Raw genomic sequence first — 26,574 nt, 5'->3', positions numbered from 1 at the left:
CGCGGGGGGCGACCATCATCAGGTCGGCGAGCTCGTCGACGATGACCAGCAGGTACGGGTAGGGCTGGTAGACGCGCTCGCTGCCCGGCGGCGGCACCAGCTTGCCGGTGCGCACCGCCTTGTTGAAGTCGTCGACGTGCCGGAAGCCGCTGGCCGCCAGGTCGTCGTAGCGGCGGTCCATCTCGCCGACGACCCACTCCAGCGCCTCGGCGGCCTTCTTGGGGTTGGTGATGATCGGCGTGATCAGGTGCGGGATGCCCTCGTACACGCTGAGCTCGACCCGCTTGGGGTCGACCAGGACCATGCGCACCTCGTCGGGCGTGGCGCGCATCAGGATCGAGGTGATCAGGCCGTTGACGCAGACGGACTTACCGGCGCCGGTGGCGCCCGCGATGAGCAGGTGCGGCATCTTGGCGAGGTTGGCCACTATCGTGCGCCCCTCGACGTCCTTGCCGAGCCCGACGATCATCGGGTGGTGGTCGGCCTGGGCGACCGGGGAGCGCAGGATGTCGCCGAGCGAGACGAGGTCCTTGTCGGTGTTGGGGATCTCCACCCCGATCGCCGACTTGCCGGGGATCGGGGAGAGGATGCGCACGTCGGCCGACTTGACGGCGTAGGCGATGTTCTTGGTGAGCGCGGTGACCTTCTCGACCTTGACCGCCGGGCCGAGCTCGATCTCGTAGCGCGTCACCGTCGGTCCCCGGGTGAAACCGATCACCTGGGCGTCGATCGCGAACTGCTCCATCACGCTGGTCAGCGCGTTGACCACGATGGTGTTGGCCTTGGTCTGCGGCTTGGGCGCGGTGCCCGGGCGCAGCAGCTGCGACTCGGGCAGCGTGTAGGGGCCGGCCTGCGGGGAGAGCACGAGCTGCTCGACCTTGCGCGGCGCCGGGGTCGGCTCGGGCGGCTCCACCCTGACCGGCGAGGGGTCGGCGGTCGCCGGGTCGGCGTCCTCGGCGAGGCCGGGCACGATCTCCGGGGAGTGGCCGGGCCTGCCCGGCGTCTCGGCGATCACGGGCGTGTCGTAGGGCTTGACGTGCTCCCCGGCCTCCCCGGGCGCTCCGGGTTCCCCTGGGCTGGACGCGCCGGGCTCGGCGGGCTCGCCGCCCCGGGCGCCCCTCCCGCGCGTGGCGGGCCGCTTCCTGGACACCCGCGGCGTCGGGGGCAGCTCGCGGACGAGGAGCATGTGCCGGATCTCGGCCAGCCGCTCCGGGACCCGGTACACCGGCGTGGCGGTGATCACCAGGATGCCGAAGCCGGAGAGGATCAGCAGCAGCGGGACCGTGATGAAGGCGGGCAGGATGCTCGCCGGGGGCGCCGCGATGATGAAGCCGACCATGCCCCCGGCCGCCGAGACCTTGTCCATGCCGTCCGAGCCGCCCCCCGAGGGGTACGGCGTGTCGTGGACGATGTGCACGATGCCGAGCACGCCGATCATGAGCGCGGACCAGCCGATGATCATCCGGCCGGTGTCGGCGTTCTGGTCGGGGTGGCGCAGCAGCCGCCAGGCCAGCAGCATCAGCAGGATCGGGACCAGCCAGGCCAGCGACCCGAAGACCCCGCGCATGACCCCGTCGACCACCGTGGAGACCGTGCCGGTGCTCAGGTGCCAGGTCATGGAGGCCAGCACGATCGCACCGGAGAACACGGCCAGGCCGAGCCCGTCGCGGCGGTGCACGGGGTCGAGCTCCCGGGCGTTCTGCCCCAGCGCCCGCGCCGCGCTGCCGATGCCTCCGGCCAGCACCATCCAGATGCCCATGAACAGCTTGCCGATCAGGGTGAGGACCCAGCTGATCGGATCGTGCTGGGGCGAGGGGGTACGGGGCGGTGCCGCGCTCCTCGGCCGGGTGGTCGACGCCCGGCGGGCGGAGGCCGCCGTACGGGACGAGGAGTGTCCGGACCGGCCCGAGGCCCTCTTGACGGGGGTCTTACCTGAGGAACCTTTGGGCGTACGGGTGGCCATGGTAGCGAGGCTAACGAGCCGGAGGGCGGATCGTGCGGAGACTCGCCGTGACCGGGCGCCGACATGCGCGGAAGGGCGGCGAAACGACCGGTTCCCCATGGGCCGTCCGGTTCTCCGCCGACCGCGCCGCCCGGCGCACCTCACAGGATCGGTCAATACCTCGTGAATAAGACAAACAACCATGAATGCCCCATAGGCCCCACGGAAAGCGCCTTCCATTCTATGTATTGACATTACGTTTCATGTAGTAGAACCTCCTCACCAATAGGGCGTTGGGAGGAGACATATGTCCGCACTCGACTGGTCCGTTCTGGGCGCGTACTTCCTTGTCATGGTCGCCATCGGCGTGTGGTCGAAGAAACGCATCAGGAACGTGGTCGACTTCTTCACCGCCGGGGGGCGTATCCCCTGGTGGCTGTCAGGCATCTCGCATCACATGTCGGGCTACAGCGCGATCATGTTCGTGGCGTTCGCGGCCGTCGCCTACAACTACGGGCTCGCCATGTACGTCTGGTGGGCGCTGACGATCGGCGTCGGCGTCGGCATCGGCGCCTTCGTCTGGGCGGCCCGGTGGAACCGGCTGCGCTCCAAGCACGGCGTGGTCTCCCCCCTGGAGTACCTCGCCCGGCGCTACAACCTGCCCACCCAGCAGGTGCTGGCCTACAGCGGCGCGCTGCTGAAGGTCGTGGACATCGCGGCCAAGTGGGTGGCGATCGCCATCCTGCTCAAGGGGTTCGCCGGCATCCCGATCCAGTGGGGCATCCTGATCACCGGGGCGGTCACGCTGGTCTACATCACCGCCGGCGGCCTCTGGGCGGACGTGCTCACCGACTTCGGGCAGTTCGTCATCCAGGGTGTGGCGGGCATCGCCATGTTCGTCGCGATCATGGCCCACCTGGACGGCGTCGCCACCCTGTGGACCATGTGGGACAGACTGCCGCCGGGCCACGGCGACCCGTTCTCCGGGCCGTACACCACGACGTTCTTCCTCGCCCTGCTCTTCATCAAGACCTTCGAGTACAACGGCGGCATGTGGAACCTGGCCCAGCGCTACATGGCCTCCCCCTCGGGCTCGGCCGCCAAGCGCTCGGCCCTGCTGTCCAGTGTGCTGTGGCTCGTCTGGCCGCTGATCCTGTTCATCCCGATGTTCGCCGCCCCGCTCATCGTGCCGGGCCTGGCCAACGCCGAGGAGGCCTACGTGCGGCTGGCGCAGACGCTGCTGCCGCAGGGCGTGATCGGCCTGGTGCTCGCCGGCTTCTTCTCGCACACCATGGCCATGGTGGCCTCCGACGCCAACGTGATCTCCTCGGTCATCACCAGGGACATCGCCCCGGTGCTGGTCCGCAGGGTGCGCGAGCTGTCGGCGCACGCCGAGCTGACCTTCGCCCGGGTGACCACGTTCACCTTCGTGCTGATCAGCATGGCGATCGCGATCCTCACCGAGGGACAGGGCGTGGTGCTGAAGATCGTCGTCGACCTGGTCGCGGCGACCATGGGGCCGATCTCCATCCCGCTGATGCTGGGCATGCTGCCCTGGTTCCGCAGGAGCGGGCCGACCGCCGCCATCGTCTCCTGGGCCGCGGGCCTGAGTGTCTGGGCGTACGTCAAGTGGATCATGGAGTCCAAGGACACCGCGATGGTGGTGGGCGTGCCCCTGGTGACCTCGCTGGTGCTCTACGTGGTGATCGGGCTGCTCAAGCCGGAGAACCGCCCGGACCGCGACGCGCTCGTCGACTCCCTGTCCACCGACCCCGAGCCGGAGCAGGAGCGGGCCCGCGCGGCCGGCTGACGGACCGCCGCCGGCGGTCGGGGACCCGACGGCCGGCGGCTCCGGGCCAGGTCCCCGGGCGTGGCGGACTCCAGGAATGCCCGCCCGGGGATCGGGCCGTCGAGTTATTTGTCGGACTCCAGCACACCGGCGTTGGCCACGTCGGACTTCTCGATCTCGGTGAAGAGGATGCGGACCGCCTCCCTGCGGGCCTTCAGGATGTCCACGGCGGCCTCGGTCAGGGCGGCGGCGAACTCGCGGCGCTGGTCAAGGGTCCGGCCGGACAGGAGTTCCACGGTGATGTTCGGCATGCCGATCTCCCAGGGTCAACAGGATTTTACATTACATGACATCACATTCCATTACATGAAACAAACCGGGTGCGTGTCACGGTCCTCGGCCGGGGCTCGAGACCGGAGGTCCCCGGGTCCGGAACCCGGGGGCGGGGCTCGACGGCCGGAGGCCGGAGACCCCGGCCCGCGAGGCCGGGAGCTCGGGAGGCCCGGAACACGAAAAGGGCCCCCGGGCGCCGGACGCCGACGATCGGCGGACCGGCACCCGGGGGCCCGGGGACGGATCGGACGGGTCAGCCGTTGAACACCGGCGTGGCCGGGGCGCCCAGGGCCGCGGAGACCTCGCGGGCGGCCGAGACCACGTCGGGCGCGAACCGCTCGACGTCGGCCATGCTCACGTCCATCGCCAGGGCCGAGATGGAGATGCCGCCGAGCACCTGGCCGGTGTGGTCGAAGACCGGGGCGCCGACGCACAGGATGCCCGGCAGGTTCTCCTCGTCGTCGACGGCGTAGCCGCGGGAGCGCACCAGCTCCAGGTCGGCCAGCAGGGCCTCCGGAGTCGCCGGCGTCTTGGCGGTCGCGGCCGACATGCCCGTGCGGGCGCAGATCGCGCGTACCTCGTCGGCGCCGAGCTGCGCCAGCACCGCCTTGCCGATCGCCGTGCAGTGCAGCCGCAGGCTCATCCCGACGCGCGAGGGCATCTGGTAGGGCCGCCGCCCCTCCAGCTTGTCGACGTACACCGCCTCGTCCCCGCTGCGGATCGCGAAGTGCGTGGTGTAGCCGATCCGCTCGTGCAGCGCGTTGAGCGCGCCGGAGGCCTGGCGGGCCGGGTCGAAGCGGTTCATGACCCGGCCGGCCAGGGTGAGGATGCGGGGGCCCGGCTCATAACCCCCGTGACCGTCCGGCCGCGCGAACCCCCACTCGACCAGCGACTGGAGGATGCGATGGACGGTCGACTTGGACACTCCCGTCGCGGCGGCTATGTCGGTGACGCGATGGTGCTCGGCGATCGCCTCCAGCACCGCCAGCGCCTTGTCGATGGAACTGCCTTCCCTGACCACGATCGTGAGCCTACTGGTCAGCGTGCCAACCAGCCTCCGTCGACCGCCAGCAGGTGCCCGTTGACGTAGTCGGAGGCGGCGGACGCCAGGAAGACCGCGGCGCCCACCAGGTCCTCGGGCCTGCCCCAGCGCCCGGCCGGGATGCGGGACCTGATCTCGGCCTCGCGCGCGGGGTCGTCCCAGAGCCGCTCGGTGTTGCCGGTCCTGATGTAGCCGGGCGCGATCGCGTTGACCTGCACCCCCGAGCCCGCCCACTCGCAGGCCAGCGCCCTGGTGAGCCCGGCGACGCCGTGCTTGGCCGAGGTGTAGCCGACCACGTTGACGCCTCCCTGGTAGGAGAGCATGGAGGCGATCATGATGATCTTCCCGGAGCCCCGGGCGAGCATCCGTGCCCCCAGGGTCTGGCTGAGCAGGAAGACCGCGTCGAGGTTGACGTCCAGCACCTCCCGGAAGGTCTCGTAGGGGTGTTCGGCGGCCGGCGCCCTGCGGATGATGCCCGCGTTGTTCACCAGCACGTCGATCGGGCCCAGCCGCGCGGCCGCCTCCGGGACGGCCGCGGGGTCCGACAGGTCGAGGACCCACCGGGAGGCCTGCCTGCCGGCCTTGCGCACCTCGGCCTCGACCTCGTCGAGGTCGTCGTCGCGGCCGTGCAGCACGATGTCGGCCCCGGCCGCCGCCAGGCCCACCGCGACGGCCCGCCCGATCCCGGTCCGCGCGCCGGTGACGAGCGCGGTCCTGCCCTCCAGTGAGAACATCAGCGCATCTCGCCGATCTCGACCTGCTCCATGTCCTCGAAGGCCTGGTTCTCCCCGCCCATGGCCCAGACGAACGAATAGCTCTTCGTCCCGAAGCCGCAGTGCACCGACCAGGACGGGGAGACGACCGCCTGCCGGTCGGCGACCACCAGGTTGCGCGTCTCGTCGGGCCGTCCCATCAGGTGGATCACCCGCTCGCCCGGTGGCAGGTCGAAGTAGAGGTAGACCTCGGTCCTGCGCTCGTGGGTGTGGCAGGGCATGGTGTTCCACATGCTGCCGGGCTCCAGCACGGTCACGCCGAGCACGAGCTGGCAGCTCCGGATGCCCTTGGCGTGGACGTACTTGTAGATCGTGCGCTCGTTGGAGCCGTCCCGGCCGCCCAGGCGCACCGGCTCGGCGTCGTCCAGGGTCGCGGCGACCGTGGGGAACGTCGCGTGCGCGGGCGTGGAGACCAGGTAGAACACGCCCCCCTCGAAGCTCACCTCGCGGGCGCCCCGGCCGACGTAGACGCACTCCCTGGGAGCCAGCGGGTACGCGGTGCCGTCCACGGTCACCGTGCCCGGCCCGCCCACGTTGACCACGCCGAGCTCGCGGCGCTCCAGGAAGTACTCCGACCGGAGCGGGTCGGGGGTGTGCAGTCTCAGCGGCCCTTCCTCCGGCAGGGCGCCGCCGACCACGATGCGGTCCTCGTGCGAGTAGAGCAGGCGGACCTCACCGGGGACGAAGAGCTGCTCCACCAGGAACCGGCGGCGCAGCCAGTCGGTGCTCGCCCCGGTGATCTGGTCGGGCGCCGTGGCGTGACGTACCTCCATCGACCCTCCATCGTTCTATTACATGAAATTAGAGGCTGCTACATAGAACAGTGTGAGCATACAACGCCACCCCTGCCCGCGCACGGGTCGCGCTCCCGCGAAAGCACCCGCCGGGAGGCCCCCGGGAAGCCGCCTCGGAACCCTCGACGCTCCCGGGAGGTCACCGTCGACCCCCGGGTGTCACCGCGAAGTCCCCGGATGTCCCCGGATGTCCCCGGATGTCCCCGGATGTCCCCGGGATCTCACCGGGAAGGGGGGGCCCTTCGCAGAACCTTTCCCGGGGAACGCGGGTCTCACGGGTATGGGCATTCCCCCGGCACGGAAGGAAAGGTCGACCATGACCGGCACCACAAGGACGGCGGTCCGCCTGGCGGCGGCGGGCACGGCCCTGGCGGCCCTCTTCACGGGCGGAACCGCCCTGGCCGGTACGGGAACGAGCGCGGGCACCACCGGGACGGTACGGGCCCTCGGCCCCGCCGGCCCCGCCGGCCCCGCCGGGCCCACGGCGACGGCGACGGCGACGGCGACGGCGAGCCTGCCCGGTGGGACCGCCGCGGCGGTACGGATCCCGAGGAACTTCCTGCTGCACGAGGCGAAGGCCCGCGGGCCGGTGAGGTACCCCGAAGAGGAGAGGTGGACGATCCGCGACGGGCTCCGCGGCGCCCTCGAGATCGAACTGTGCGGTCCGCGCCGTCCCTCCGACACCGGCCGGACGGCCATGCGGACCGTCGTCCACGAGGCGCCGGAGCACCGATCCGGCGAGCAACTGGTGATCTACCGCTCGGCCGGCGCCGCGCGCCGGGCGATGGCAGGGATCCTGGCCCACGTCGGCAGGTGCGCGCGGGTCCCCTCCGAGGGCGTGGTCGTCAAGAGCCGGGCCGACCGGGTCCGCGCCGGGGACCGGGCCGTGCGGATCTCCGTCCAGAGCTACGACGCCAAGGGCGTGCGACCCGCCATCGGCGGGCAGCGGGCCGTCGTCGTACGCCGCGACCGGGCGCTGGTCATCTACGTGCTCGCGGGCGAGTACGGCCGGGTGCGCGACTCCGACTTCACCCGGCAACTGAAGGACGCGGGGAGGATGGCGGCCAAGGTCTGCTCGCTCCGGGGCCTGTGCTGACGGATCCCCGCGATCCCCGGCACCCGTGACACGGCCCGGACCGGGAACTCCGGCGCGTCCTCGACACGCCCCGGGCCGAAGGCCCCGAGCGTCCCGGCGCCCGTGACACGGCCCGCGCCGGGAACCCCGCGCGTCCCCGTACGGCGGCCGGACCGGCCGCCGTACGGGGAAGGCGTCAGACCTCGATGACGACCGGGATGATCATCGGGCGGCGGCGGTAGGTGTCGCTCACCCAGCGCCCCACGGTCCTGCGGACCACCCGGCGGACCTGCTGGATGTCCACGACCCCGTCGGCCGCGTTGTCCTGCAGGGCCTTCTCGACCTGCGGCAGGATGTCGTCGAACATGCTCGGGTCGATGCCCGATCCCCTGGCGTGGATCTCCGGCCCGCCGGCGAGCTTGCCGGTGGCGGTGTCGACCACGATGACGACGGAGATGAAGCCCTCCTCGCCCAGGATGCGGCGGTCCTTCAGCGCGAAGTCGGTGACGTCGCCCACGGAGGTGCCGTCCACGTAGACGTAACCGGCCGGAACCGCGCCCACGATCTTGGCGCGGCCGTCGACCAGGTCCACCACGACGCCGTCCTCGGCGATCACGATGTGGTCGTCGGGCACCCCGGTCAGCGCGGCGAGCTTGGCGTGCGCCCGCAGGTGACGCCACTCGCCGTGCACCGGCATGAAGTTGGACGGCCGCGTCAGGTTGAGCACGTACAGCAGCTCGCCCGCGGCGGCGTGCCCGGAGACGTGCACCTTGGCGTTGCCCTTGTGCACCACCCTGGCGCCCCAGCGCGACAACCCGTTGATCACGTTGTTGACGGCGGTCTCGTTGCCGGGCACCAGCGAGGAGGCCAGCAGGACCGTGTCGCCCTCGGCGATCCGGATCGGGTGGTCGCGGTTGGCCATCCTCGACAGCGCCGCCATCGGCTCGCCCTGGGACCCGGTGCAGATCAGCACCACGTCCTCCGGCGGCCAGCCCTCGATCTCCTTGGAGTCGACGATCAGGCCGGGCGAGACCCTCAGGTAACCCAGGTCACGGGCGACGCCCATGTTGCGCACCATCGAACGGCCCACCAGCGCGACCTTGCGGCCGTGCTTCTCGGCGGCGTCGATGACCTGCTGCACGCGGTGGATGTGCGAGGCGAAACTCGCCACGATCACCCGCTTGCCCGCGGTGCGGACGACCTCGTCGATGACCGGCGCGATCTCCCGCTCGCTGGTGACGAAGCCCGGCACCTCGGCGTTGGTCGAGTCGGACATCAGCAGGTCGACGCCCTCGGCACCGAGCCGGGCGAACCCGCCCAGGTCGGTCAGGCGCCCGTCGCTGGGCAACTGGTCCATCCGGAAGTCCCCGGTGTGCAGGACGATGCCCGCGGGCGTCCTGATCGCGACGGCCAGCGCGTCCGGGATGGAGTGGTTGACGGCGAGGAACTCGCACTCGAACGGACCGAACCGGTGCCGTTCGCCCTCCACCACCTCCCGCTTGGCCGGCTGGATCCGGTGCTCGGTGAGCTTGGCCTCGATCAGCGCCAGCGTCAGCCTGGAGCCCACGACGGGGATGTCGCGGCGCTCGCGCAGCAGGTACGGCACGGCACCGATGTGGTCCTCGTGCGCGTGGGTCAGGACCACGGCCTCGATGTCGTCCAGGCGGCCCCGGATGTACTCGAAGTCGGGCAGGATCAGGTCGATGCCGGGCTGGTCGGGCTCGGGGAACAGCACCCCGCAGTCGACGATCAGCAAGCGGCCCTCGTACTCGAACACGGCCATGTTGCGGCCGATCTCACCGAGACCGCCCAGCGCGACGATGCGCAGGGCGCCCTCGGGCAGCGCGGGCGGCGGCCCGAGCTCGGGATGCGGGTGACTCATCAGGCCACACCTCTCTCAGAGGTCTCACAGGTGGCGACGGTCCCCGCGGGCAGCAGGACTACTCCCTCGCCGAGCACCCCGTCCCCCAGCGGACCGACGTGTCTTCTCTCTCGCAAACTCTTGTTCCTCCCGGATGCGGCCGATGAAGGCCGCTCTGCTTCATTTCAGGTCACAACTTCGTCGGACGGCTTCACACCGCCCGCGATCAAGTTCTCTCGCAGCCTGGCGAGCTGCTCGCCGGTCGCCTCCACCAGGGGAAGCCTCACCGCCCCCGCGGGCCGCCCCACCATGGTCAGCGCCGCCTTCGCCATGATCGCGCCACCGGCCTGCATCATGATCCCCGAGATAACCGGGAGCAACCGCCGATGGATCGCGAGCGCGCCCTCGACGTCCCCGGCGCGGTACGCCTCGATCATCGCGGCGATCTCCGCCCCGGCGACGTGGCCGATCACGCTGACGCACCCCGCGGCCCCCACCGACAGCCACGGCAGGTTGAACGCGTCGTCCCCGGAGTAGTAGGCCAGGCCGGTGGAGGCCATCACCTTCGATCCCTCGTACAGGTCGCCCTTGGCGTCCTTCACCGCGACGATCCGCTCGTGTTCGGCGAGCCGGGTGAGCGTCTCGCTCAGGATCGGCACGCCGCTGCGCCCGGGGATGTCGTACAGCATGACCGGCAGGGCCGCGGCGTCCGCCACCGTCGTGAAGTGGCGGTAGATCCCCTCCTGGGTGGGCTTGCTGTAGTACGGCGTCACCAGCAGCAGGCCGTGGGCACCGGCGCGCTCGGCGGTGCGGGCCAGCTCGACACTGTGCCGGGTGTCGTTGGTCCCGGCTCCGGCGACGATCGTGGCGCGGTCACCGACCGCCTCGACGACGGCGCGCAGGAGGCGCTCCTTCTCGTCGTCTCCGGTCGTCGGGGACTCCCCCGTCGTACCGCTCACGACGATACCGTCGTTGCGCTGCTCGTCCACCAGGTAGGCGGCCAGCCGCCGTGCTGCGTCGTAGTCGACCGATCCGTCGTGGGTGAACGGCGTGACCATCGCGGTCAGCATGCGGCCGAAGGGGGCGTCGGAGGTTCCAGTTGGCGCTGCCATAGACGGAACGCTACCCGGATACGCTGAAACGGTGGACCCCGCCACCCCGCCTAGCCTCCGTCCACCGATGGGCACAAGAGCGAACATCTCACTCGGTGCTCCCCTGCATACGGTACACGTGGGCATACGGCGCCAGGGTGACCACCCCGCCCGTGTCCCGCCGGATGCGGCCTGAGCGGACACGGCCCGGGGGGGACGAATTCCCCCGTGAACCCGCCGGGAAAGAGGGATCGCGCGGGTCCGGGCACGAAAAGAGGCCGCCGATATGTGCTCGGGGGTACACACATCGACGACCTCTACCGTTGAATCGGTGCTCCTTACGCGGGCGTTACACGGTCTCTGAGATATTTTTGGGCACTTCTGGGGACCGACCCGCAAAGTTGGAGTTCCAAATCGTTACCATTACCCTGCGTTGCTCCTTGAATACGACAGGATGGGACAACCCCAGAACCCAGGGATGGACACGTGGCAAGCTCCGATCCTGTCTACCTGCGCGTCGTCGCCGACATCCGGCGCCAGATCGTCGACGGCTCCCTTCCTCCCGGTGCCCCTGTCCCCTCCCGCGCCCAGCTGACCAGGAAGTACGGCGTGGGAGAGACCGCCGCCCGGCACGCGCTGCGGGTGCTCGCCGCCGAGGGCCTGATCGTCGGCCGCGTCGGCTCGGGCCACTACGTACGGGAACGGCCGGTGCTGCTCCCGCTGCACCGCTGGCGTCTCCACGACCACCACACCCCCTTCGGCGCCGACATCCACCTGCCGGGCACCCGGACCACCTGGGACTGGCGGACCGAGCCGGCCGAGGCCACCCCGGACATCGCGCATCGCCTGCGGCTGGACGAGTCCTCGTCGGTGACCCGGACCCGCTACGTCTTCCGCGGTGACGGCAGGCCGATCCAGCTCGCCACCTCCTACGAGCCCGCCGAGTTCGGCGAACCCGCCGACGAGGTCCCGCGCGGCCTGATCGCCCGCCTGTCCGCCCTGGGCGTGAAGATCACCGACATCGTCGAGCAGGTCTACACCCGCGTCCCGCAGCCCGCCGAGAGCGACGTCCTCGCCCTCCCGGCCGGCGTCCACGTCCTGCACGTCGAGCGCACCCACTGGGCCGGGGACCGCCCGGTGGAGACCAGCGACATCGTCATACCCGGCGACCGCTTCCGCCTGGTCTACACCCACCCCCTGCACCCCTGACCCTCCTTGGGGAGCCTCCCCGCATCCCTGACTCCCCTTCGGGAGCCCTTCCCCGCATCCCTGGCTCCCCTTGGACAGCCCTCCTCCGCATCCCTGAAAACCCTCCGCTCCGCCCCCACGCCTTCGAGAGCTCTCCCCATCCCCATCTCCGTGAAGGCTTTCTCGGAACCCCTCCCACCTCCCGAAAGATCCGCTCCTCACCCCGCCGGAATGTCGGCGCCGCCTGGTAGAACCGACCTGGTTTTCCCGAGCCGGAGGTGCCGATGCGCGTCAAGGACATGCCCCCAGGCGACCAGCCCAGGGAGCGCCTCCTGGCCGGCGGAGCCACCGCCCTGGCCGATCGCGAGCTGCTCGCCCTGCTGATCGGCTCCGGCAGCCGGGGCACCAACGCCATGGAGCTGGCCTCCGACCTCATCGCCCACTGCGGCGACCTGCACGGCCTGGCCCGCTCCGACGCCCACCGGCTGATGAGGGTCCCGGGCATCGGCCCCGCGAAGGCCGCCCGGGTCATCGCCGCCTTCCACCTGGTGCGGCAGGCGCAGTCGGAGCCGGAACGCCGCCGCGTCACCCGCTCGGGAGACCTGGCCGCCGTGGTCGCCCCGTTGCTGCGTGGCCTCGGCCACGAGCGCGTGGTCGTCGTGGTCTGCGACCCGAGCGGCACGGTGACCCGTACGGCGATCGTCAGCGAGGGCGGCAGCGACCACGCGCCGGCCCCGGTCCGGGAGATCATGAGCGTCGTCCTCACCTCGGGCGGCTCCTCCTTCGGCCTGGCCCACAACCACCCCAGCGGTTCCCTCGACCCCAGCCCCGCCGACCTGGCGGTCACCGCCCGCCTCCGCGACGCCGCCGAGACCGTGGGCCTGCGCTTCCTCGACCACCTCGTCGTCACCGACACCGCCTGGCGCCGCGTTCCCCCGTGACGGGGAGCCGGCGTTCCCCCGTGAGGGGGTTCGGCGTTCCTCGGTGAGAGAGCCCGGCAGGTGAGTGTGGGAAGGGACGCCTGCCGGGCCGTTGTCCGGCGGTCCCGCACCGGACCCTCCGACCGATGCGGGACCGCCGCCCGACCTCCCCGGACGGCATGGCCCCATCAGGGAGGTCGGGGGCTCTCGTGGGCGCCGGTCCGGAGTCGTCCTCCCTTCCGGCGCCCGATCGTCAGTGGGCGGCGCCCATCAGGAGCCGAAGCCACAACTCCTGTGTCCGTCCGGCGACCGTCCAGGGCGACTCGTGCACGACCACTCCCTTTCTCGTCCGTTCCGTTCGCCGTACGAACATCAGCCCGCCCGCCTGACAGAGCTCGTAGAAGACGGGGAGGCAGTCACAGGTGTACTCCCTGATCCGCAACCGGTCGGCCCTCGGCCGCTCGGGCCTCCAGTCGATCGGCTCGTACCTCACCTGCAACGGCGCCGCATGGCGCCCGTGACGCCGCCCGCCCGGCACCCCGGCCACCACAGGGACTCCCATTCCCAACGTGCTCACCAGGCCACGATAGTCCATCCACTCACTACTGGTGCAGCACACCTATCTATTGGTTAACCAGGTGTCTACTTTGTGGGTATACGTACCTTACGGTCTATGATGCGGACATGCTCGACCGCGAGGGTCCCGTCCCGGTCTACAAACAGGTCGCCGAAATGATCCGCGTGCGCATCGAAGCGGGCGACCTCGGCCTTGGCGAGGCCGTGCCCAGCGAGGCAGAACTCGAGGTCGAATACGGCATCGCCAGGACGACGGCACGTCGAGTCGCCAGGGAACTGCGCGAGCAAGGCCTGGCGTACACGGTTCAGGGCGAGGGGACCTTCGTCGGCGAGCCCGGGACCCCACGGCCAGAGGACCAGATCCCCGTTTATCAGAAGATCGCAGCCGATATACAACGTCGGATTCAGGCGGGCGAACTACACCCGAACCGGCGGGTTCCCAGCGAGAAGGAACTCATGCAGGAACACGGTGTCGCCAAGGCGACCGTGCGCCAGGCGATGGCGTTCCTGCGCGATCAGGGCTGGGTCTTCACCGTGTCGTATCGCGGCACGTACGTGTCACCGGTCGAAGACTGGCCTGAGGCGACGAAGTAGCATCTATGCCCACAAACTCATCTCTATAGGTCTAGTACCCCTAGCGGTCGGTCGAGTCGGCCACCCCGTTTCAGATGCTCCGACCGGCATGCGGCCGTACCGGACGACGAGGGTGATGCCCACCTCCACCTTCGACCGGCCGAGCTCGTACGACCGGCCGTTACGGCCGGACGATCAGGCACCGTATCGGCATGGCACACAAGATCCGCCCGAGTGTTCCCGATGACGTCGAGGCAAGAGAGTACGTGCGGGTGACCACGTGGAAGGCCGCCTATCGCGGCATCGTGCTCGACGACCACCTCGACGCGCTCAAGGTCGAACCGGACGTGGTCGCGGAGAAGGAGACACGGCTCGCGGGCGCTCTCGCCGAGGGGCGTACGCCGCTTGTGGTGGGGGAGACCGGCGACAGGATCACCGGGTTCGTCGAATTCGGTCGTCGCCGTGACGAGCAGATCGGCGGCGGCGAGATCTTCGCCCTCTACGTACTGCCCGAGGCGCAGGCGCGCGGTCTGGGGCGCGCGCTCATGACGGCCGCGGTGGAGCGGCTCCGTGCCGACGGCCACGAGGAGATCGGCTTGTGGGCCGCGGCCGGCAACGCCCAGGCCGGGCGCTTCTACGAGCGTTTCGGCTTCGTCCTGTCCGGTCGCGTCCGGTGCGCCCCGGCCCCTCTGCCACCGGTGGAAGAGGTTCACCACCGGCTGCCGGTCTCGACGAGCCCGGCCACGGCGGAGACGAACATCTCCGGATAGAGGGCGGACCGCACCCCCCTGGTCGCCGGCCGCCCCTTGATCACGGATGAGGGCGGGAGCGGAGGACCTCCAGGGCGCGGTCGGCGTGCGCCTGCATGGAGGTCTCGCTGTGGATCACTTCCAGGAGACGTCCGTCCACGTCGATGACGAAAGTCATCCGGCGGGTGAGGAAGGGGCCCACCGCGATGGTGCGGCGAGCCCCGAGCCGGCGGGCGACGGTGCCGTCCGGGTCGGAGAACAGGGGGAAGCCCAGCTCGTTGGTGCGGGCGAACCGCGCCTGGCGCTCGACCGTGTCGCGGCTGATGCCGATCCTGGTGGCGCCCACCTCGGCGAAGTCGGCCGCCAGGTCGCGGAAGTGGCAGCTCTCGGCCGTACAGCCGGACGTCATGGCCGCCGGGTAGAAGAAGAGCACCACCGGTCCCTTGGCGAGGAACTCGCTGAGCCTCCTCGGCGTGCCCGTCTCGTCGAGAAGCTCGAAGTCCTCGACCACATCTCCCACCGCGAGGCCCACGCCCACGACCTGTCTCCCTACGTCATCGGAGGGCTTCCCCCATGCCGCCGGATCCGTGTCGGCCGACGTGGGCGAAAGTCAGTTTTCCACCATATTGTCTGGCCACGAGAGGCCGAACAACAGGGCCCCCCGTCCTCTTCGCTATGGAATGTCCGTCACCTCTCCCCCGAGAACCGGCCGAGGACCGGTGAGGCCATGAGGGCCTGCCCCGCTCCTCACCTGCCGGGACAGTGGACGCCGGAGGCGATGGAGAAGATCTCCTCGGTCGCGATCGGACGCGTGTACGGGTTGACGGAGAGCGTCGTCGCGCGCCCGTCGTCGTCGCGGAACGAGAAGGTCAGGTAGCCGATCAGCTCGCCGCTGTGCCCCCAGACGTTCCTGCCGCACGGCAGCGTGTACCGCTGCAGACCCAGGCCGTACGCGAACCCGGCACCGGTGTCGACGACGGTGCGCATCTGCTCCAGCGTCGCCGCACCGGTCAGCTTCCCGCCGAGGAGGGCCGCGAAGAACGTGTCGAGGTCTCTCGCCGTGGAGATCATCTCCCCGGCCGCCCAGTCCAGGGACGGGTTCATCCGGGTGGCGTCCACCACCCTGGCCGAGGACGGCGACCCGCCCGAGGACGGCGACCCGCCCGAGGACGACGTCCCAGCCGGGGAAGGCGCCGCGCCCGAGGACGACGCCTTGGCCGGGGGCAGCGCCTCGTACCCGTGCGCGTGCGGCCGCGGCAGACCGGGCGCGTCGCCGGGGACGGAGGTCCGGGTCAGCTTCAGCGGGCGCAGGATGCGCCGCTCCACCTCCTTGCCGTACGGCCGGCCGGTCACCTTCTCGATCAGCATCCCGGCGACGATGTAGTTGGTGTTGGAGTAGCGCCAGGCGCTTCCGGGCGTCGCGAAGTACGGCGGCTCGGCGAAGGCCACCCTGAGCAGTTCCCGGGGGCCGTAGGACCGGAACCGGTCCGCGCCCCGCCACCGGTTGGTGGAGAGGCCCTCCTCGCTCATGTAGTCGTACAGGCCGCTGGTGTGGTTGAGCAGGTGCCGGATCGTGATCGCGTCACCGTTCGGCACGAGACCCGGCAGGTGGCGCTGTACCGGGTCGTCGAGCCTCAACCGGCCCTCGTCGGTCAGTTGCAGGACCACGGTCGCGACGAAGGTCTTGGTGACGCTGCCGATCCGGAAGTGGCCGTTCGCGGCGGCGGGGCGCCTCGTCCTCAGGTCGCGGACCCCGGCGGCACTCGTCCGGGTACGGGTGCCGTCGTCCACCCGCAGCAGCGCGGCCGTCGCCGCGCCGGTGGCCACCATCCGCCGCAGCGGGTCCTCCTCGGAGGCGATCATGTGTCGCGACCGGCCCTCGTCGTCGGCGGCGGCGGGGGACGCGGACAGCGGGACGAGCAGGGAGAGCACGCAGAGCAGGACGGCCGCCGGAAGCGGCGCGCGTCGATGAAAGATCATGGGAAGACGCTACGGACGGCGCGCCTCCCGTCCCATGGGGCGGGCCGCACGTCTCGCCGACGGGCTCCGCAGCACGCACCTGCGGAAAACCCCAGGCGCCGTCCGGAAGAGGACATGGCGCTTCCTTCCAGATCGGCCGCACCTCTGGAGGGTCGTCCTATCCTGGTCGCATGCCGTACATCGAGGAGCGGATCGACACCGTCGAATCCGACATCGCTGAGATCAAGGGCGACGTCGCAGCGATCAGGGCCGGGCAGAGCGGCATGGAGTTGAAGGTCAACCGTGTGGCCCAGGACCTCGCCGAGCTCAAGGCCGGGCAGATCGAGATCCGCGACCTGCTCGCCCGGGTCGTCGCGCGATTGGAGAACGTGGCCTCGTAGGCGGCACGAAACAGGACAGAGCGAGCCTCGGCCAAGGGAAGGCCGGGGCTTTCGCATGCCGCCGTTCGAGCGTCCCTCCGTCAGAACACGGGGGTGACGCCCCCGGCTCCAGGAAGCCCACGTCCACGCCGTTCTCGTACGACCTCAGGCGCGGGTGCGCTGGGTCAGCGCGACGCACGCCAGCACGGCCAGCGCCGCCACCACCGTGGCGGGGCCGAAGCGCTCGTCGAGGAGCAGCCAGGCCCACACCAGGTTCAGCAGCGGCTGGGCGAGCTGGGTCTGCCCGGCGCGGGCGATCCCTCCCATGGCCAGCCCGGCGTACCAGGGGATGAAGCCCAGGAACATCGAGACCAGGCCCACGTACGCCAGCCCGGCCAGCGAGGCGGCGCCGGGTCGCGTCTCGGTGGTCAGCGCCAGCACCACGGTGATCGGCACGGTCAGCGGGGCGGCGACGACGAGGGCCCGGGAGATCACCTGCGAGCCGGGGGTCTCCCGGGCCAGGCGCCCGCCCTCGGTGTAGCCGACGGCGGCCGAGAGCAGCGCGCCGACGAGCAGGACGTCGGCCCAGGTGACGTGCCCGCCGCCCATGCTGAGGGTGAAGACCGTGATCGCGGCGGCGCCCAGGCCGCAGGAGACCCAGAACAGCGCCTTGGGCCGCTCCCCGGCCCGCAGCACGGCGCACACGGCGGTGGCGGCGGGCAGCAGCCCGATCACCACGGCGGCGTGCGAGGTGGAGGCTCCGGCGTCGAGCGCCAGCCCGCTGAAGATCGGGAATCCGAACACCACGCCGCCCGCGATGACCGCGTAGGAGCGGAGCTGCGACCTGGGCGGCAGCAGCGGCACCCGGGCCACGAGCAGGAAGGCGACCGCCGCGACGAGGGCTATGACGGCCCGGCCGATCGCCACCAGGTAGGGGTCGAAGCCCTCCATCGCGAAGACCGTGGCCGGGAGCGAGCCCGAGAACGAGAGCACCCCGAGCCCGGCCAGCACGGTGCCTCGCCGCGCCGTCCCCCGCCGCACCCCGCCCCGCCCCGCCCCACCGGACGGGGACGCGGTGGTGAGGTCCGGGTTTCCGCGGGCCGCTACTGAATCCCGGACGATAGCGCTACTCTCATCCCTCATGAATGACGATAGCAGTATCGTCCGGTTGGCCGCCGTGCTCCGCGAGGAGATCGGCCGCCTCCGTCCCGGCGACCGGCTGCCGTCGAGCCGGGAGCTGGTCCGGTCGCACGGCGTGAGCCCGGTGACCGTGTCACGGGCGATCGGCAGGCTCGCCGCGGAAGGGCGAGTGATCACAAAGCCCGGCAGCGGGGCCTACGTCGCGCCCGCCGTCACCCGCGGGGGCGACGACGCCGACATGTCCTGGCAGACGGTGGCCCTCGGCGACCGGGTGGTGGACGACAGCGCGATCGCCTCCCTGCTCGCCCGTCCGCCCGAGGGTGTGATCCCGCTCTCCGGCGGCTACCTCAACCCGGCCCTGCGCCCGTCCGCGGCCCTGTCGGCCGCCGCGTCCCGGGCGCTGCGCCGCCCCGACGTCTGGGAGATGCCTCCCCGGTCCGGGCTGCCCGAGCTGCGCGGATGGTTCGCCCGGGAACTGGGCGGCGACGTCACGCCGTCGGACGTCCTCGTCGTCGGCGGCGGGCAGGCGGCGCTCACCCACGCCTTCCGCGCCCTCGCCGCCCCGGGCACCCCGATCCTGGTGGAGACCCCCACCTACCCGGGCGCGCGGGCCGCGGCGCTGGCCGCCGGGCTGCGCGCGACGGCGGTGCCCATGGACCGCGACGGGGTCCGGCCCGACCTGCTCGCCGAGGCGTTCGCGGTGACCGGCGCACGGGTCTTCTTCTGCCAGCCGACCCTGCACAACCCCACCGGCGCGACACTGTCCCTGGAGCGACGCGAGCAGGTGCTGGCGATCGCCCGCGCCGCGGGCGCCTTCGTGATCGAGGACGACTACGCCCGCTACTTCGCCTCACCGTCGGCGCCGCCGATGCCGCCGCCGATGGTCGCGCTGGACGCCCACGGCACGGTCGTGCACGTCAACTCCCTGACCAAGCCGCTCTCGCCCAGCATCCGGGTCGCCGGGATCGTGGCGCGCGGGCCGGTCGCCCGCCGGCTGAGGGCCAACCAGCTCGTGGAGTCCTTCTTCGTGTCCAGGCCCCTTCAGGAGACCGCCCTCGAGTTCGTCAGCTCCCCGGCCTGGCGGCGCCACCTGAACGCCGTGGGCGCCGAGCTGACCCTGCGCAGGGACACCGTCACCGCCGCCCTGGCCACCCGGATGCCCGACGCCGAGATCCACCTGGTCCCCCGGGGGGGCCTGCACCTGTGGTTGCGGCTGCCCGCCGAGCGGGACGAGGACGCGGTGGTGGAGGCGGCCAGGAGGGCGGGCGTCCTGGTCAGCCCCGGGCGTCTCTACTACCCCGCCGAACCCCCGGGGCCGCGCATCAGGATCACCCACTCCGCGCCGATCCACACGGCCGAGCTGGTCGAGGGCGTACGCAGGCTGGCGACGGCACTGAACGGCACGTAGTGGTCACCCGCGGACGGGCCCGGACTGAGGAACGGGCCGGGCCCGCGGACGGGGCGGGGATCCGGGGGCCGCCCCTGTGGGCCCCCGGACCCCCGGGAACCCGCCTCTCCACGATGGCTCAGGCGAAGGCGAAGACCTCGTGATGGGTGACGGTGAGCTCGCGCTCGACCAGGAAGCGGTCGTCCTCGTCGTAGAAGACGGCGCGCGACGGGTCCTGTCCGGCGAAGGCGTGGATCGCCTCCCAGGACTCCCAGAGCGAGGTCAGCAGGAACTCGCTCCTGTCCCCCGCGTCGCGACGGGTGAAGCACACCCCGCGGTTGCCCGCGGTGGAGGTGTATCCGACGTATCCGGTGGACAGCAGGTACTCCTCATAGGCGACGGCGTCCTCGGCGCGCGTCCAGCCCCTCCACACCCTCATGATCACGGCCACTCCTCCGGTACGACTCGCGCCCGCCGCTCTCCCCGAAGGCGAGATAGGTCAGGTACCACATGACACCCCCGTTGTTAACCAGCTATGAGGCTACGGTGGTGTTGTCTCGAAGACAACCCCCAAATGACGTACAGTGGTTGCGAAGAGGTGAGCGACGACATGGACAACCCCTCCGGCCTGGTGATCGACTTCGTGAACACCTACGACGTCGAGACCGGCACCGAGTCGATCCCCTCCCCCGCCGCCCTCACCGCCTGGCTCGGCCGGCGCGGCCTGATCGGGGACGGGGACACGGCCGACGAGACGGATCTGGCACGGGCCCTGGACCTCCGCGAGGGCCTGCGCGAGGCGCTCCGCCGCAATCACGACCGCCCGCCCGCGCGGGAGCGTCCCGCGGGACAGGACCGTCCCCTCACCCCGGCGCCCGGCCCCGGCACCGCCGACACCGCCGCCGCTGCGGCCACCGCGGCCACCGGCACCGCCCCCGACACGCCCGCCGTCGACGCCACCGGTGACGACGAAGGGGGCGACCTCGAGGACGACGGGCTCCACCGCGAGGACGGCCGGCCGGCACGGCTCCTCCCGGCCTTCGCCGGGCTCGCGCTCCAGGTCACCTTCGGCCCCCTGGGACCGACGCTCGAACCGGTCGCGACCGGCGTGCCCGGCGGGCTGGCCAGGATCGTCGCCGCCGTGATGGACACCCACGCCACCGGCCTGTGGCCGCGCCTGAAGGTCTGCACCGAGAGCACCTGCCAGTGGGCGTTCGTCGACTCCTCCAAGAACCGTTCCCGGTCGTGGTGTTCCATGAAGGTCTGCGGTAACCGTACGAAGACACGGGCATATCGGGCTCGTCGGCAGACGGAGCCCGGTTCACGTCATCTCTGAGTCGGATTCCCCGATACGGTGTAAGAGCCTGCCTCACGGATCCACCCGCCTGACGCCCGCTCGCGTGGCACGAGATCCCACGAGACAGCGCGTTCCGAGGCGACGGCAGACGGCAGATAAGGAGCGGGCCGAGATGGCAGACGTAGGCGTGCGGGCGGCTCGGCACGAGGATGTCGCCGCGGTGACGGGCACCCAGATCCGCGCGTGGAAGTACGGTTACCGGGAGTTCCTTCCCGAAGGGCCGCTGGAGCAGATGACCGGCCCGGCGGCCGAGAACATGTGGCGGCAGCAGTGGGAGGACGCGATCACCTCCCCGCCCAGCCGGCGGCACCGCGTGCTGGTGGCCGTGGAGCAGGTCGTGCTGGACACCGACGCCTTCCCCGCCCTCGGCCCCGGCGGCATCGAGGCCATGGCGGCGATGCGAGGCGCCGAGAAGGTGGCGGGCCTGGCCTCGCACGCCCCCGCCGAGGACCCCGACCTCGATCCGACCACCGCGGGTGAGATGCTCACCTTCCTGATCGACCCCGACCACGTCCGGCGCGGTCACGGCAGCCGGCTGCTCAACGCCACGGTCGACTACCTGCGCGACGACGGCTACCACACGATCGTGACCTGGGTCTTCGCCGACAACCACGCGGTGCTCGGCTTCCTGGAGTCCGCCGGGTGGGGCGCCGACGGGGCCGAGCGGGTCATCGACATGGGCCGTACGGTGCGGATGATCCGCCTGGCGACCGACATCAGCTAGACCCGCGTCAAACGGATCCGGAGAGGAACGCCGCACCCCCATGGCCACCCCGAGCCAGTGGATCGCCGGAGCACGCCCGCGCACCCTTCCCGCCGCCGTCGTCCCGGTCGCCGTCGGCACCGGGGTCGCGATCGGACACGACGGCGGGGTGTGGTGGCGGGCGCTGGTCGCCCTGTTCGTGGCGCTGGCCCTGCAGGTGGGCGTCAACTACGCCAACGACTACAGCGACGGGGTGCGCGGCACCGACGCCCGGCGGGTCGGCCCGATGCGGCTGGTCGGCTCGGGGGTGTCCTCGCCCCGGCAGGTCCTCGTCGCGGCCCTGGCCTGCTTCCTGGCCGCCGCGGTGGCGGGGCTGGTGCTGGTCGTGGTCACCGGCGCGTGGTGGCTGCTGCTGGTCGGGGCGGCCTCGATCGCCGCCGCCTGGTTCTACACCGGCGGCTCGCGCCCGTACGGGTACCGCGCGCTCGGCGAGATCTCGGTGTTCGTGTTCTTCGGCCTGGTGGCCGTGGCGGGCACCACCTACGTCCAGCTCGAACGCCTGCCCTGGCTCGCGGTGGCGGCGGCCGTCCCGGTGGGGCTGCTGGCGTGCGCGATGCTGGTGGTCAACAACCTGCGCGACCTGGTGACCGACGGCCCGGCGGGCAAGCGCACCATGGCCGTGGTCCTCGGCGACCGGCGCACCCGCGTCCTGTACACCCTCTGCCTGACGCTGCCCCTGCTGGTCGCGGTCGCCCTGGCGCCGTGGTGGACGTTCACCGCGCTGGCCCTGCTCGCCGCCCCCCTCGCCGTCGCCCCGGTGCGGGCCGTCGCGGAGGGCGCGACCGGCCCGGCGCTCATCGCGACGCTCCAGCAGACGGGGCGCTTCCAGCTCGTGTACGGCCTGCTGCTGACCGTCGGCCTGGCCCTCTGACCCTCGCTCGCGCCTTCCGGCTCCCCGTCACGGCGGGCGGTGCGTCACGGCAGGCCTCGCACCACGGCAGGCGGCGCGCGTCCCGGCAGACGGCCCGTCACAGGGGGCGGCGCATCACCACGCGGGGGGCGACCTCGATGCCCAGCTCCCGCTCGTGACGTACCAGCTCGGCCAGCTCCGGGCCCCACTTCCCCGGCTCCAGCACCGAGAAGCCGCGCCGGGCGTACCAGGGCGCGTTCCAGGACACGTCACGGTAGGTCGTCAGCGTCACCGAGGTGTGGCCGGTCGCGGCGGCGTGCGCGCAGAGGGCCTCCACCAGGCGCCCGCCGGCGCCCCTGCGCCCGTGGTCGGGGTGGACGGCCAGCTGGTCCAGGTGGATCTGACCGTCGACGTGCCCGAACAGGGCGAAACCGATCGGGGGCTCCCCCGCGACGAGTACCCGGGAGGGGTCGCCGGCCTCCTCGATCATCGTGGTGCCCGGCGGGAAGGTGATCCCGACCCGGGCGAAGAGGCCGTCGGCCGCGAGCTCCACCGCGACCAGCCCGGCCAGCTCCTCCTGCCGCGCCCAGCGCACCTCGGAGGTCGAGGATCGGATTCCTGTCATGGAATCGAAGGATAGCTCCGCGTCCCGCGCGGATCACAGGGATTGTCTCCCAGGTCACCGGGGCGGCACCGGACCGGTTCCGGTCCGTCGCCGGTCGCGTGCCCGGCCCCGTCCCGGCAGACGCCGTGACGTTCCCCTTGTGATCGTCTACGGTGGCGCGGACGATGACGTGGGGAAGTCAGGACACGGGAGCGATCGCGATGACGACGAGCGAGAACCGAACCTCACCCGCCCGCGAGGACGCCTCCGCCACGCGGACCCGGTGGTCCCTCGCCTCCGGGCTGGTGGCCCTGGGTGTGCTGCTGCTGGCCGCCGTCGGGGCGGTCGTGGACATCACCCCCTTCTCGGTGAGCCCGGCCGACGCCCCGGGACGGGACTTCAGCGCCCGGCGCGCCTTCTCCCACATCGAGCGTTTCGCGACCGCGCCGCACCCGGTCGGCACGGCCGAGCACGCCCGGGTTCGCGAGTACCTCGTCGACGAGTTACGGCGGATGGGCCTGCGGCCCGAGGTGCAGGAGGCGACGGGCGTCGCACCGTCGTCCCTGGGGGCCTGGCCCGCCGTCGCCGGCCGCGTTCTCAACATCGTCGCGCTGATACCGGGCACCGCCCCCACCGGGCGGGTCTTCGTGACGGCGCACTACGACTCGGTCCCGGAGGGACCGGGCGCCAACGACGACGGAGCCGGTACGGCGAGCGCCCTCGAGGCGGCGCGGGCGCTGCTCGCCGACGGGAGACGCCCGCGCAACGACGTGGTGCTCCTCATCACCGACGGCGAGGAAGCCGGACTCCTGGGCGCGGAGGCCTTCGTCGCCGGGCACCCCCTCGCACGGGGAAGGAGCGTGGTGCTCAACCACGAGGCGCGGGGGGCGAAGGGTCCCGTGCTGATGTTCCGGTCCACCAGACCCAACGCCGGCCTGATCTCGGTGTTCGGATCGGCGGCCCCCCACCCGGTGGCCGACTCCACCTTCGCCGATCTCATGGAGATCCTCCCCAACGACACCGACTTCACCGCCTTCGCCCCGGCCGGCATGTCGGTGCTGGACTCCGCCTTCGCGGGCGCGGGCACCTACTACCACAGCGTCCTCGACGACCCCTCCCGCGTCGATCTGCCGACGCTGCAGCAGATGGGGGACAACACGCTGGCGCTCGTGCGGGCGTTCGGCGACGCCGACCTGGCGCGGACGGCCGACGGGCAGGACCTGGTCTACTTCAACGTCCCTCCCGGGATCCTGGTCCGCTATCCGGCCTGGGCGGCGTCCGTCCTGGGGGGCCTCGCCTTCGTGGCGACGCTGGCGCTGGTCCTCCTGGCCCGCCGCCGGGGCGCGGTCACGCTCCGGCGAACCCTGCTGGCGACCGTGTCGGCCCTGATCCCGATCGGGCTCACCGTCGGCGCGGGCCTGGTGTTCTGGGACGCGCTCACGACGATCCGGCCCGACCTCGGCGGGACCGCGACCACGACGCCGTACCGGCCCGAGCCGTTCTGGCTCGCCCTGCTGGCGCTCGCGATCACGGTCCCGCTGGCCTGGTACGCGCTGCTGCGCCGCCGGCTCGGCTCCCGCGCGCTCGCGCTGGGCATGCTGATCTGGACGGCGTTCCTGGGGCTGGGGCTGGGCGTCGCCTCGCCCGGCTCCTCGCACTCCCTGGCCTGGCCCGCCCTGGGGGCCGCCCTGGGCGGGCTGGCGGCCCTGTACGCTCCGGCGCGATGGCGTGTCCCCGCCCTGACCGCCGGCCTGCTGCCGGCCGCGCTGATCCTGGCGCCGGGCACCTGGACGGCCCTGCCGATGGGGCTGGCGTACGCCGGCTACGCCGTCATGCCGCAGGCGGTCCTCCTCGTCGGGCTCACCCTGCCGCTGGTCGAGTTCCTCTGGCCGCGCCGGCGTTCCCTCCTGGTCCCGCTGGCGGCGCTGGCCGTCTCGATCGTCCTGGTGGGCGTCGGCCTGCGCCTCGAGAGGACCGACGCGGACCACCCCAGAAGGACCGGGCTGGGGTACGGGCTGGACGCCGACACCGGCAAGGCCGTCTGGGTGACCTCGGCGTCCCCCGACGCGTGGGCCCGCCGCTACGGCGGCCCGGCCTCGGCCGCGCACCCGTTCCCCGACGTGTGGACGGGCCCCGCCCTCGTCGGCCCGGCGAGGGCGGCCACGCTGGCGGCGCCCTCGGTGAAGGTGGTCGAGGACACCGTCGCGGGGGGCGTACGGACCCTGCGCGTCCGGATACGCTCCGAGCGCGGCGCCCCCCAGATCGGGCTGCGCCTGGACGCCCCGGCCACGGCGGCGCTGCGTTCGCTGACCGTGGCGGGCCGCCCCCTGCCGAAGGAGGCCGCGGGGGGATCCGGGGAGCGGCCGGGAGAGACGTCCGGGGAGCGGCGCGGGGCGGCGTTCACCTTCCACGCCCCCGGGCCGGAGGGCGTCGAGGTCTCCCTGACCCTCGCGGGGCACGACGGGCCGCTCCGGCTGCGGGTCACGGACGTCAGCTCGGCTCCCGGGGACATGGCCGCGATCCCGGGCTACGTCCCCCCGCCGGAGTGGATGTTCCTCGCCGGCTCCAGGGTCGCCGTCGCCAAGACCCACACCGTCGTCCCCTGAGCCCCTCCCGGGCCCCGGCCCCTACAGGTCGAGGAGGTTCTCCAGGCCGACGGTCAGGCCGGGCAGCTCACGGACGCGGCGCACGCCCAGGAGCACGCCCGGGGTGAACGACGAGCGGTTCATGGTGTCGTGGCGGATGGTGAGGATCTCACCGTCGCCGCCCAGGATCACCTCCTGGTGGGCGATGAGCCCGGCCAGCCGCACCGCGTGAACACGGACGCCGTCGACGTCGGCGCCGCGGGCGCCGTCCAGCTCGGTGCTGGTCGCGTCGGGCATCGGCGCGGATCCGGCCTCGCGCCGGGCCTCGGCGACCAGTTCCGCCGTACGGCGGGCGGTGCCGGAGGGCGCGTCGGCCTTGTTCGGGTGGTGCAACTCGATGATCTCGGCGGACTCGAAGTAGCGGGCGGCCTGCCGGGCGAAGTGCATCATGAGCACGGCGGCGATGCCGAAGTTGGGGGCGATCAGCGCGTTGACCCCGGGGTCGGCCTCCAGCCAGCCCCGCACGGTCGCCAGCCGCCCGGTGTCGAAGCCGGTGGTTCCGACCACCGGGTGGATGCCGTGCGAGATGCACCATTCGAGGTTGTCCATGACGACGTCGGGGTGGGTGAAGTCGACCACCACCTCGGCGGCCTCCAGGCGCTCGATCGGGTCGTCCTGGTCGACGGCCGCGACCAGCTCCAGATCGTCCGCCGCCTCGACGGCCCTGCACACTTCGACACCGACGCGCCCGCGGGCGCCGAGAACTCCGACCCTGATCACGGGGCCAATATACCGAAGGGCCTCGGGACGGCGGAAAAGGTCCCGGACGGCGGGACGGCCCCG

General features: G+C 71.8%; 26 protein-coding genes. 12 read left to right on the top strand and 14 right to left on the bottom strand.

The annotated features are described in order from the left end of the window. Positions 1–1,963, bottom strand: a 1,963-nt coding sequence (locus AB0G16_RS14740) for a DNA translocase FtsK 4TM domain-containing protein (protein WP_362804259.1), incomplete at its 3' end; no start/stop codon positions are given. Positions 1,964–2,249: 286 nt separating this feature from the next. Between AB0G16_RS14740 and AB0G16_RS14735 the strand changes: the two genes are divergently transcribed. Beyond that, the gene (locus AB0G16_RS14735; protein WP_362804256.1) at positions 2,250–3,752 is read left to right on the top strand and encodes a sodium:solute symporter family protein; all 1,503 of its coding nucleotides are present in this window, start codon (positions 2,250–2,252) and stop codon (positions 3,750–3,752) included. A gap of 104 nt (positions 3,753–3,856) precedes the next feature. Here the strand turns inward: AB0G16_RS14735 and AB0G16_RS14730 are convergent, their stop codons facing one another. The 4 genes from AB0G16_RS14730 to kduI form a co-directional block, all read right to left on the bottom strand. After that, positions 3,857–4,042, bottom strand: a complete 186-nt coding sequence (locus tag AB0G16_RS14730) for a tautomerase family protein (protein ID WP_362804253.1) — start codon at positions 4,040–4,042, stop codon at positions 3,857–3,859. 275 nt (positions 4,043–4,317) lie between these two features. Then, positions 4,318–5,085: an IclR family transcriptional regulator gene (locus AB0G16_RS14725; RefSeq protein WP_362804250.1), complete on the bottom strand. Its 768-nt coding sequence runs from the start codon at positions 5,083–5,085 to the stop codon at positions 4,318–4,320. A gap of 17 nt (positions 5,086–5,102) precedes the next feature. Further along, positions 5,103–5,840: an SDR family oxidoreductase gene (locus AB0G16_RS14720; RefSeq protein WP_362804247.1), complete on the bottom strand. Its 738-nt coding sequence runs from the start codon at positions 5,838–5,840 to the stop codon at positions 5,103–5,105. After that, entirely contained in the window at positions 5,840–6,652 is an 813-nt protein-coding gene (gene kduI / locus AB0G16_RS14715; protein WP_362804244.1) for a 5-dehydro-4-deoxy-D-glucuronate isomerase, read from the bottom strand. Before kduI ends, AB0G16_RS14720 begins: the two co-directional genes overlap by 1 nt. A gap of 337 nt (positions 6,653–6,989) precedes the next feature. Here kduI and AB0G16_RS14710 point away from each other — a divergent pair, with 337 nt between their 5' ends. Then, a complete protein-coding gene (locus AB0G16_RS14710; protein ID WP_362804241.1) occupies positions 6,990–7,769 on the top strand; it encodes a hypothetical protein in 780 nt (259 codons plus the stop codon). A 175-nt stretch (positions 7,770–7,944) separates the two neighbouring features. Here AB0G16_RS14710 and AB0G16_RS14705 read toward each other — a convergent pair whose 3' ends face one another. Further along, positions 7,945–9,630 carry a ribonuclease J gene (locus tag AB0G16_RS14705; protein WP_362804238.1) on the bottom strand — a complete coding sequence of 562 codons (1,686 nt, stop codon included), beginning with the start codon at positions 9,628–9,630 and terminating at the stop codon, positions 7,945–7,947. Between the two features lie 164 nt (positions 9,631–9,794). Beyond that, complete coding sequence (gene dapA, locus AB0G16_RS14700; RefSeq protein ID WP_362804235.1) at positions 9,795–10,721, bottom strand: 4-hydroxy-tetrahydrodipicolinate synthase; 927 nt, start codon at positions 10,719–10,721, stop codon at positions 9,795–9,797. 465 nt (positions 10,722–11,186) lie between these two features. Between dapA and AB0G16_RS14695 the strand changes: the two genes are divergently transcribed. Together AB0G16_RS14695 and radC are read left to right on the top strand one after the other, a co-directional pair. Continuing rightward, entirely contained in the window at positions 11,187–11,909 is a 723-nt protein-coding gene (locus AB0G16_RS14695; protein WP_362804232.1) for a GntR family transcriptional regulator, read from the top strand. A 263-nt stretch (positions 11,910–12,172) separates the two neighbouring features. Further along, positions 12,173–12,829, top strand: coding sequence for a DNA repair protein RadC (gene radC / locus AB0G16_RS14690; protein WP_362804228.1), 657 nt, complete (start codon positions 12,173–12,175; stop codon positions 12,827–12,829). A 232-nt stretch (positions 12,830–13,061) separates the two neighbouring features. Here the strand turns inward: radC and AB0G16_RS14685 are convergent, their stop codons facing one another. Continuing rightward, complete coding sequence (locus AB0G16_RS14685) at positions 13,062–13,385, bottom strand: hypothetical protein (protein ID WP_362804225.1); 324 nt, start codon at positions 13,383–13,385, stop codon at positions 13,062–13,064. Positions 13,386–13,492: 107 nt separating this feature from the next. Between AB0G16_RS14685 and AB0G16_RS14680 the strand changes: the two genes are divergently transcribed. Continuing rightward, entirely contained in the window at positions 13,493–13,978 is a 486-nt protein-coding gene (locus AB0G16_RS14680; RefSeq protein ID WP_362804223.1) for a GntR family transcriptional regulator, read from the top strand. 191 nt (positions 13,979–14,169) lie between these two features. Then, the gene (locus AB0G16_RS14675) at positions 14,170–14,727 is read left to right on the top strand and encodes a GNAT family N-acetyltransferase (protein ID WP_362804220.1); all 558 of its coding nucleotides are present in this window, start codon (positions 14,170–14,172) and stop codon (positions 14,725–14,727) included. Between the two features lie 40 nt (positions 14,728–14,767). Here the strand turns inward: AB0G16_RS14675 and AB0G16_RS14670 are convergent, their stop codons facing one another. Both AB0G16_RS14670 and AB0G16_RS14665 read right to left on the bottom strand, forming a co-directional pair. Next, positions 14,768–15,244: a peroxiredoxin gene (locus AB0G16_RS14670; protein WP_362804217.1), complete on the bottom strand. Its 477-nt coding sequence runs from the start codon at positions 15,242–15,244 to the stop codon at positions 14,768–14,770. A 209-nt stretch (positions 15,245–15,453) separates the two neighbouring features. Further along, positions 15,454–16,686 (bottom strand): serine hydrolase domain-containing protein, encoded by a 1,233-nt coding sequence (locus AB0G16_RS14665; protein ID WP_362804214.1) that lies wholly within the window; start codon positions 16,684–16,686, stop codon positions 15,454–15,456. A gap of 170 nt (positions 16,687–16,856) precedes the next feature. Here AB0G16_RS14665 and AB0G16_RS14660 point away from each other — a divergent pair, with 170 nt between their 5' ends. Then, positions 16,857–17,066 (top strand): hypothetical protein, encoded by a 210-nt coding sequence (locus AB0G16_RS14660; protein WP_362804211.1) that lies wholly within the window; start codon positions 16,857–16,859, stop codon positions 17,064–17,066. Between the two features lie 144 nt (positions 17,067–17,210). Here the strand turns inward: AB0G16_RS14660 and AB0G16_RS14655 are convergent, their stop codons facing one another. Next, positions 17,211–18,086, bottom strand: coding sequence for a DMT family transporter (locus tag AB0G16_RS14655; RefSeq protein ID WP_362804209.1), 876 nt, complete (start codon positions 18,084–18,086; stop codon positions 17,211–17,213). A gap of 100 nt (positions 18,087–18,186) precedes the next feature. Between AB0G16_RS14655 and AB0G16_RS14650 the strand changes: the two genes are divergently transcribed. After that, a complete protein-coding gene (locus AB0G16_RS14650) occupies positions 18,187–19,593 on the top strand; it encodes a PLP-dependent aminotransferase family protein (protein ID WP_362804206.1) in 1,407 nt (468 codons plus the stop codon). Between the two features lie 118 nt (positions 19,594–19,711). Here AB0G16_RS14650 and AB0G16_RS14645 read toward each other — a convergent pair whose 3' ends face one another. Next, positions 19,712–20,011 carry a hypothetical protein gene (locus AB0G16_RS14645; RefSeq protein ID WP_362804203.1) on the bottom strand — a complete coding sequence of 100 codons (300 nt, stop codon included), beginning with the start codon at positions 20,009–20,011 and terminating at the stop codon, positions 19,712–19,714. A 135-nt stretch (positions 20,012–20,146) separates the two neighbouring features. Here AB0G16_RS14645 and AB0G16_RS14640 point away from each other — a divergent pair, with 135 nt between their 5' ends. From AB0G16_RS14640 to AB0G16_RS14630, 3 genes are all read left to right on the top strand, one after another. Beyond that, the gene (locus AB0G16_RS14640; protein WP_362804200.1) at positions 20,147–20,908 is read left to right on the top strand and encodes a CGNR zinc finger domain-containing protein; all 762 of its coding nucleotides are present in this window, start codon (positions 20,147–20,149) and stop codon (positions 20,906–20,908) included. A 133-nt stretch (positions 20,909–21,041) separates the two neighbouring features. Continuing rightward, on the top strand, positions 21,042–21,653 hold the full coding sequence (locus tag AB0G16_RS14635; protein WP_362804197.1) for a GNAT family N-acetyltransferase: 612 nt from the start codon (positions 21,042–21,044) through the stop codon (positions 21,651–21,653). Between the two features lie 40 nt (positions 21,654–21,693). Then, on the top strand, positions 21,694–22,563 hold the full coding sequence (locus AB0G16_RS14630) for a 1,4-dihydroxy-2-naphthoate polyprenyltransferase (protein WP_362804194.1): 870 nt from the start codon (positions 21,694–21,696) through the stop codon (positions 22,561–22,563). Positions 22,564–22,660: 97 nt separating this feature from the next. On the opposite strand, the gene AB0G16_RS14625 is transcribed toward AB0G16_RS14630, so the two are convergent. After that, positions 22,661–23,167, bottom strand: a complete 507-nt coding sequence (locus AB0G16_RS14625; RefSeq protein WP_362804191.1) for a GNAT family N-acetyltransferase — start codon at positions 23,165–23,167, stop codon at positions 22,661–22,663. 200 nt (positions 23,168–23,367) lie between these two features. Here AB0G16_RS14625 and AB0G16_RS14620 point away from each other — a divergent pair, with 200 nt between their 5' ends. After that, a complete protein-coding gene (locus AB0G16_RS14620; protein WP_362804188.1) occupies positions 23,368–25,752 on the top strand; it encodes a M20/M25/M40 family metallo-hydrolase in 2,385 nt (794 codons plus the stop codon). A 21-nt stretch (positions 25,753–25,773) separates the two neighbouring features. Here the strand turns inward: AB0G16_RS14620 and dapB are convergent, their stop codons facing one another. Next, positions 25,774–26,511: a 4-hydroxy-tetrahydrodipicolinate reductase gene (gene dapB, locus AB0G16_RS14615; protein WP_362804185.1), complete on the bottom strand. Its 738-nt coding sequence runs from the start codon at positions 26,509–26,511 to the stop codon at positions 25,774–25,776. Positions 26,512–26,574 lie beyond the last annotated feature (63 nt).

Origin of the sequence: Streptosporangium sp. NPDC023615 (genome assembly GCF_040640155.1) — a bacterium.
GTDB lineage: Bacteria > Actinomycetota > Actinomycetes > Streptosporangiales > Streptosporangiaceae > Streptosporangium.
This window is presented reverse-complemented; position numbering and strand designations above follow the sequence as displayed.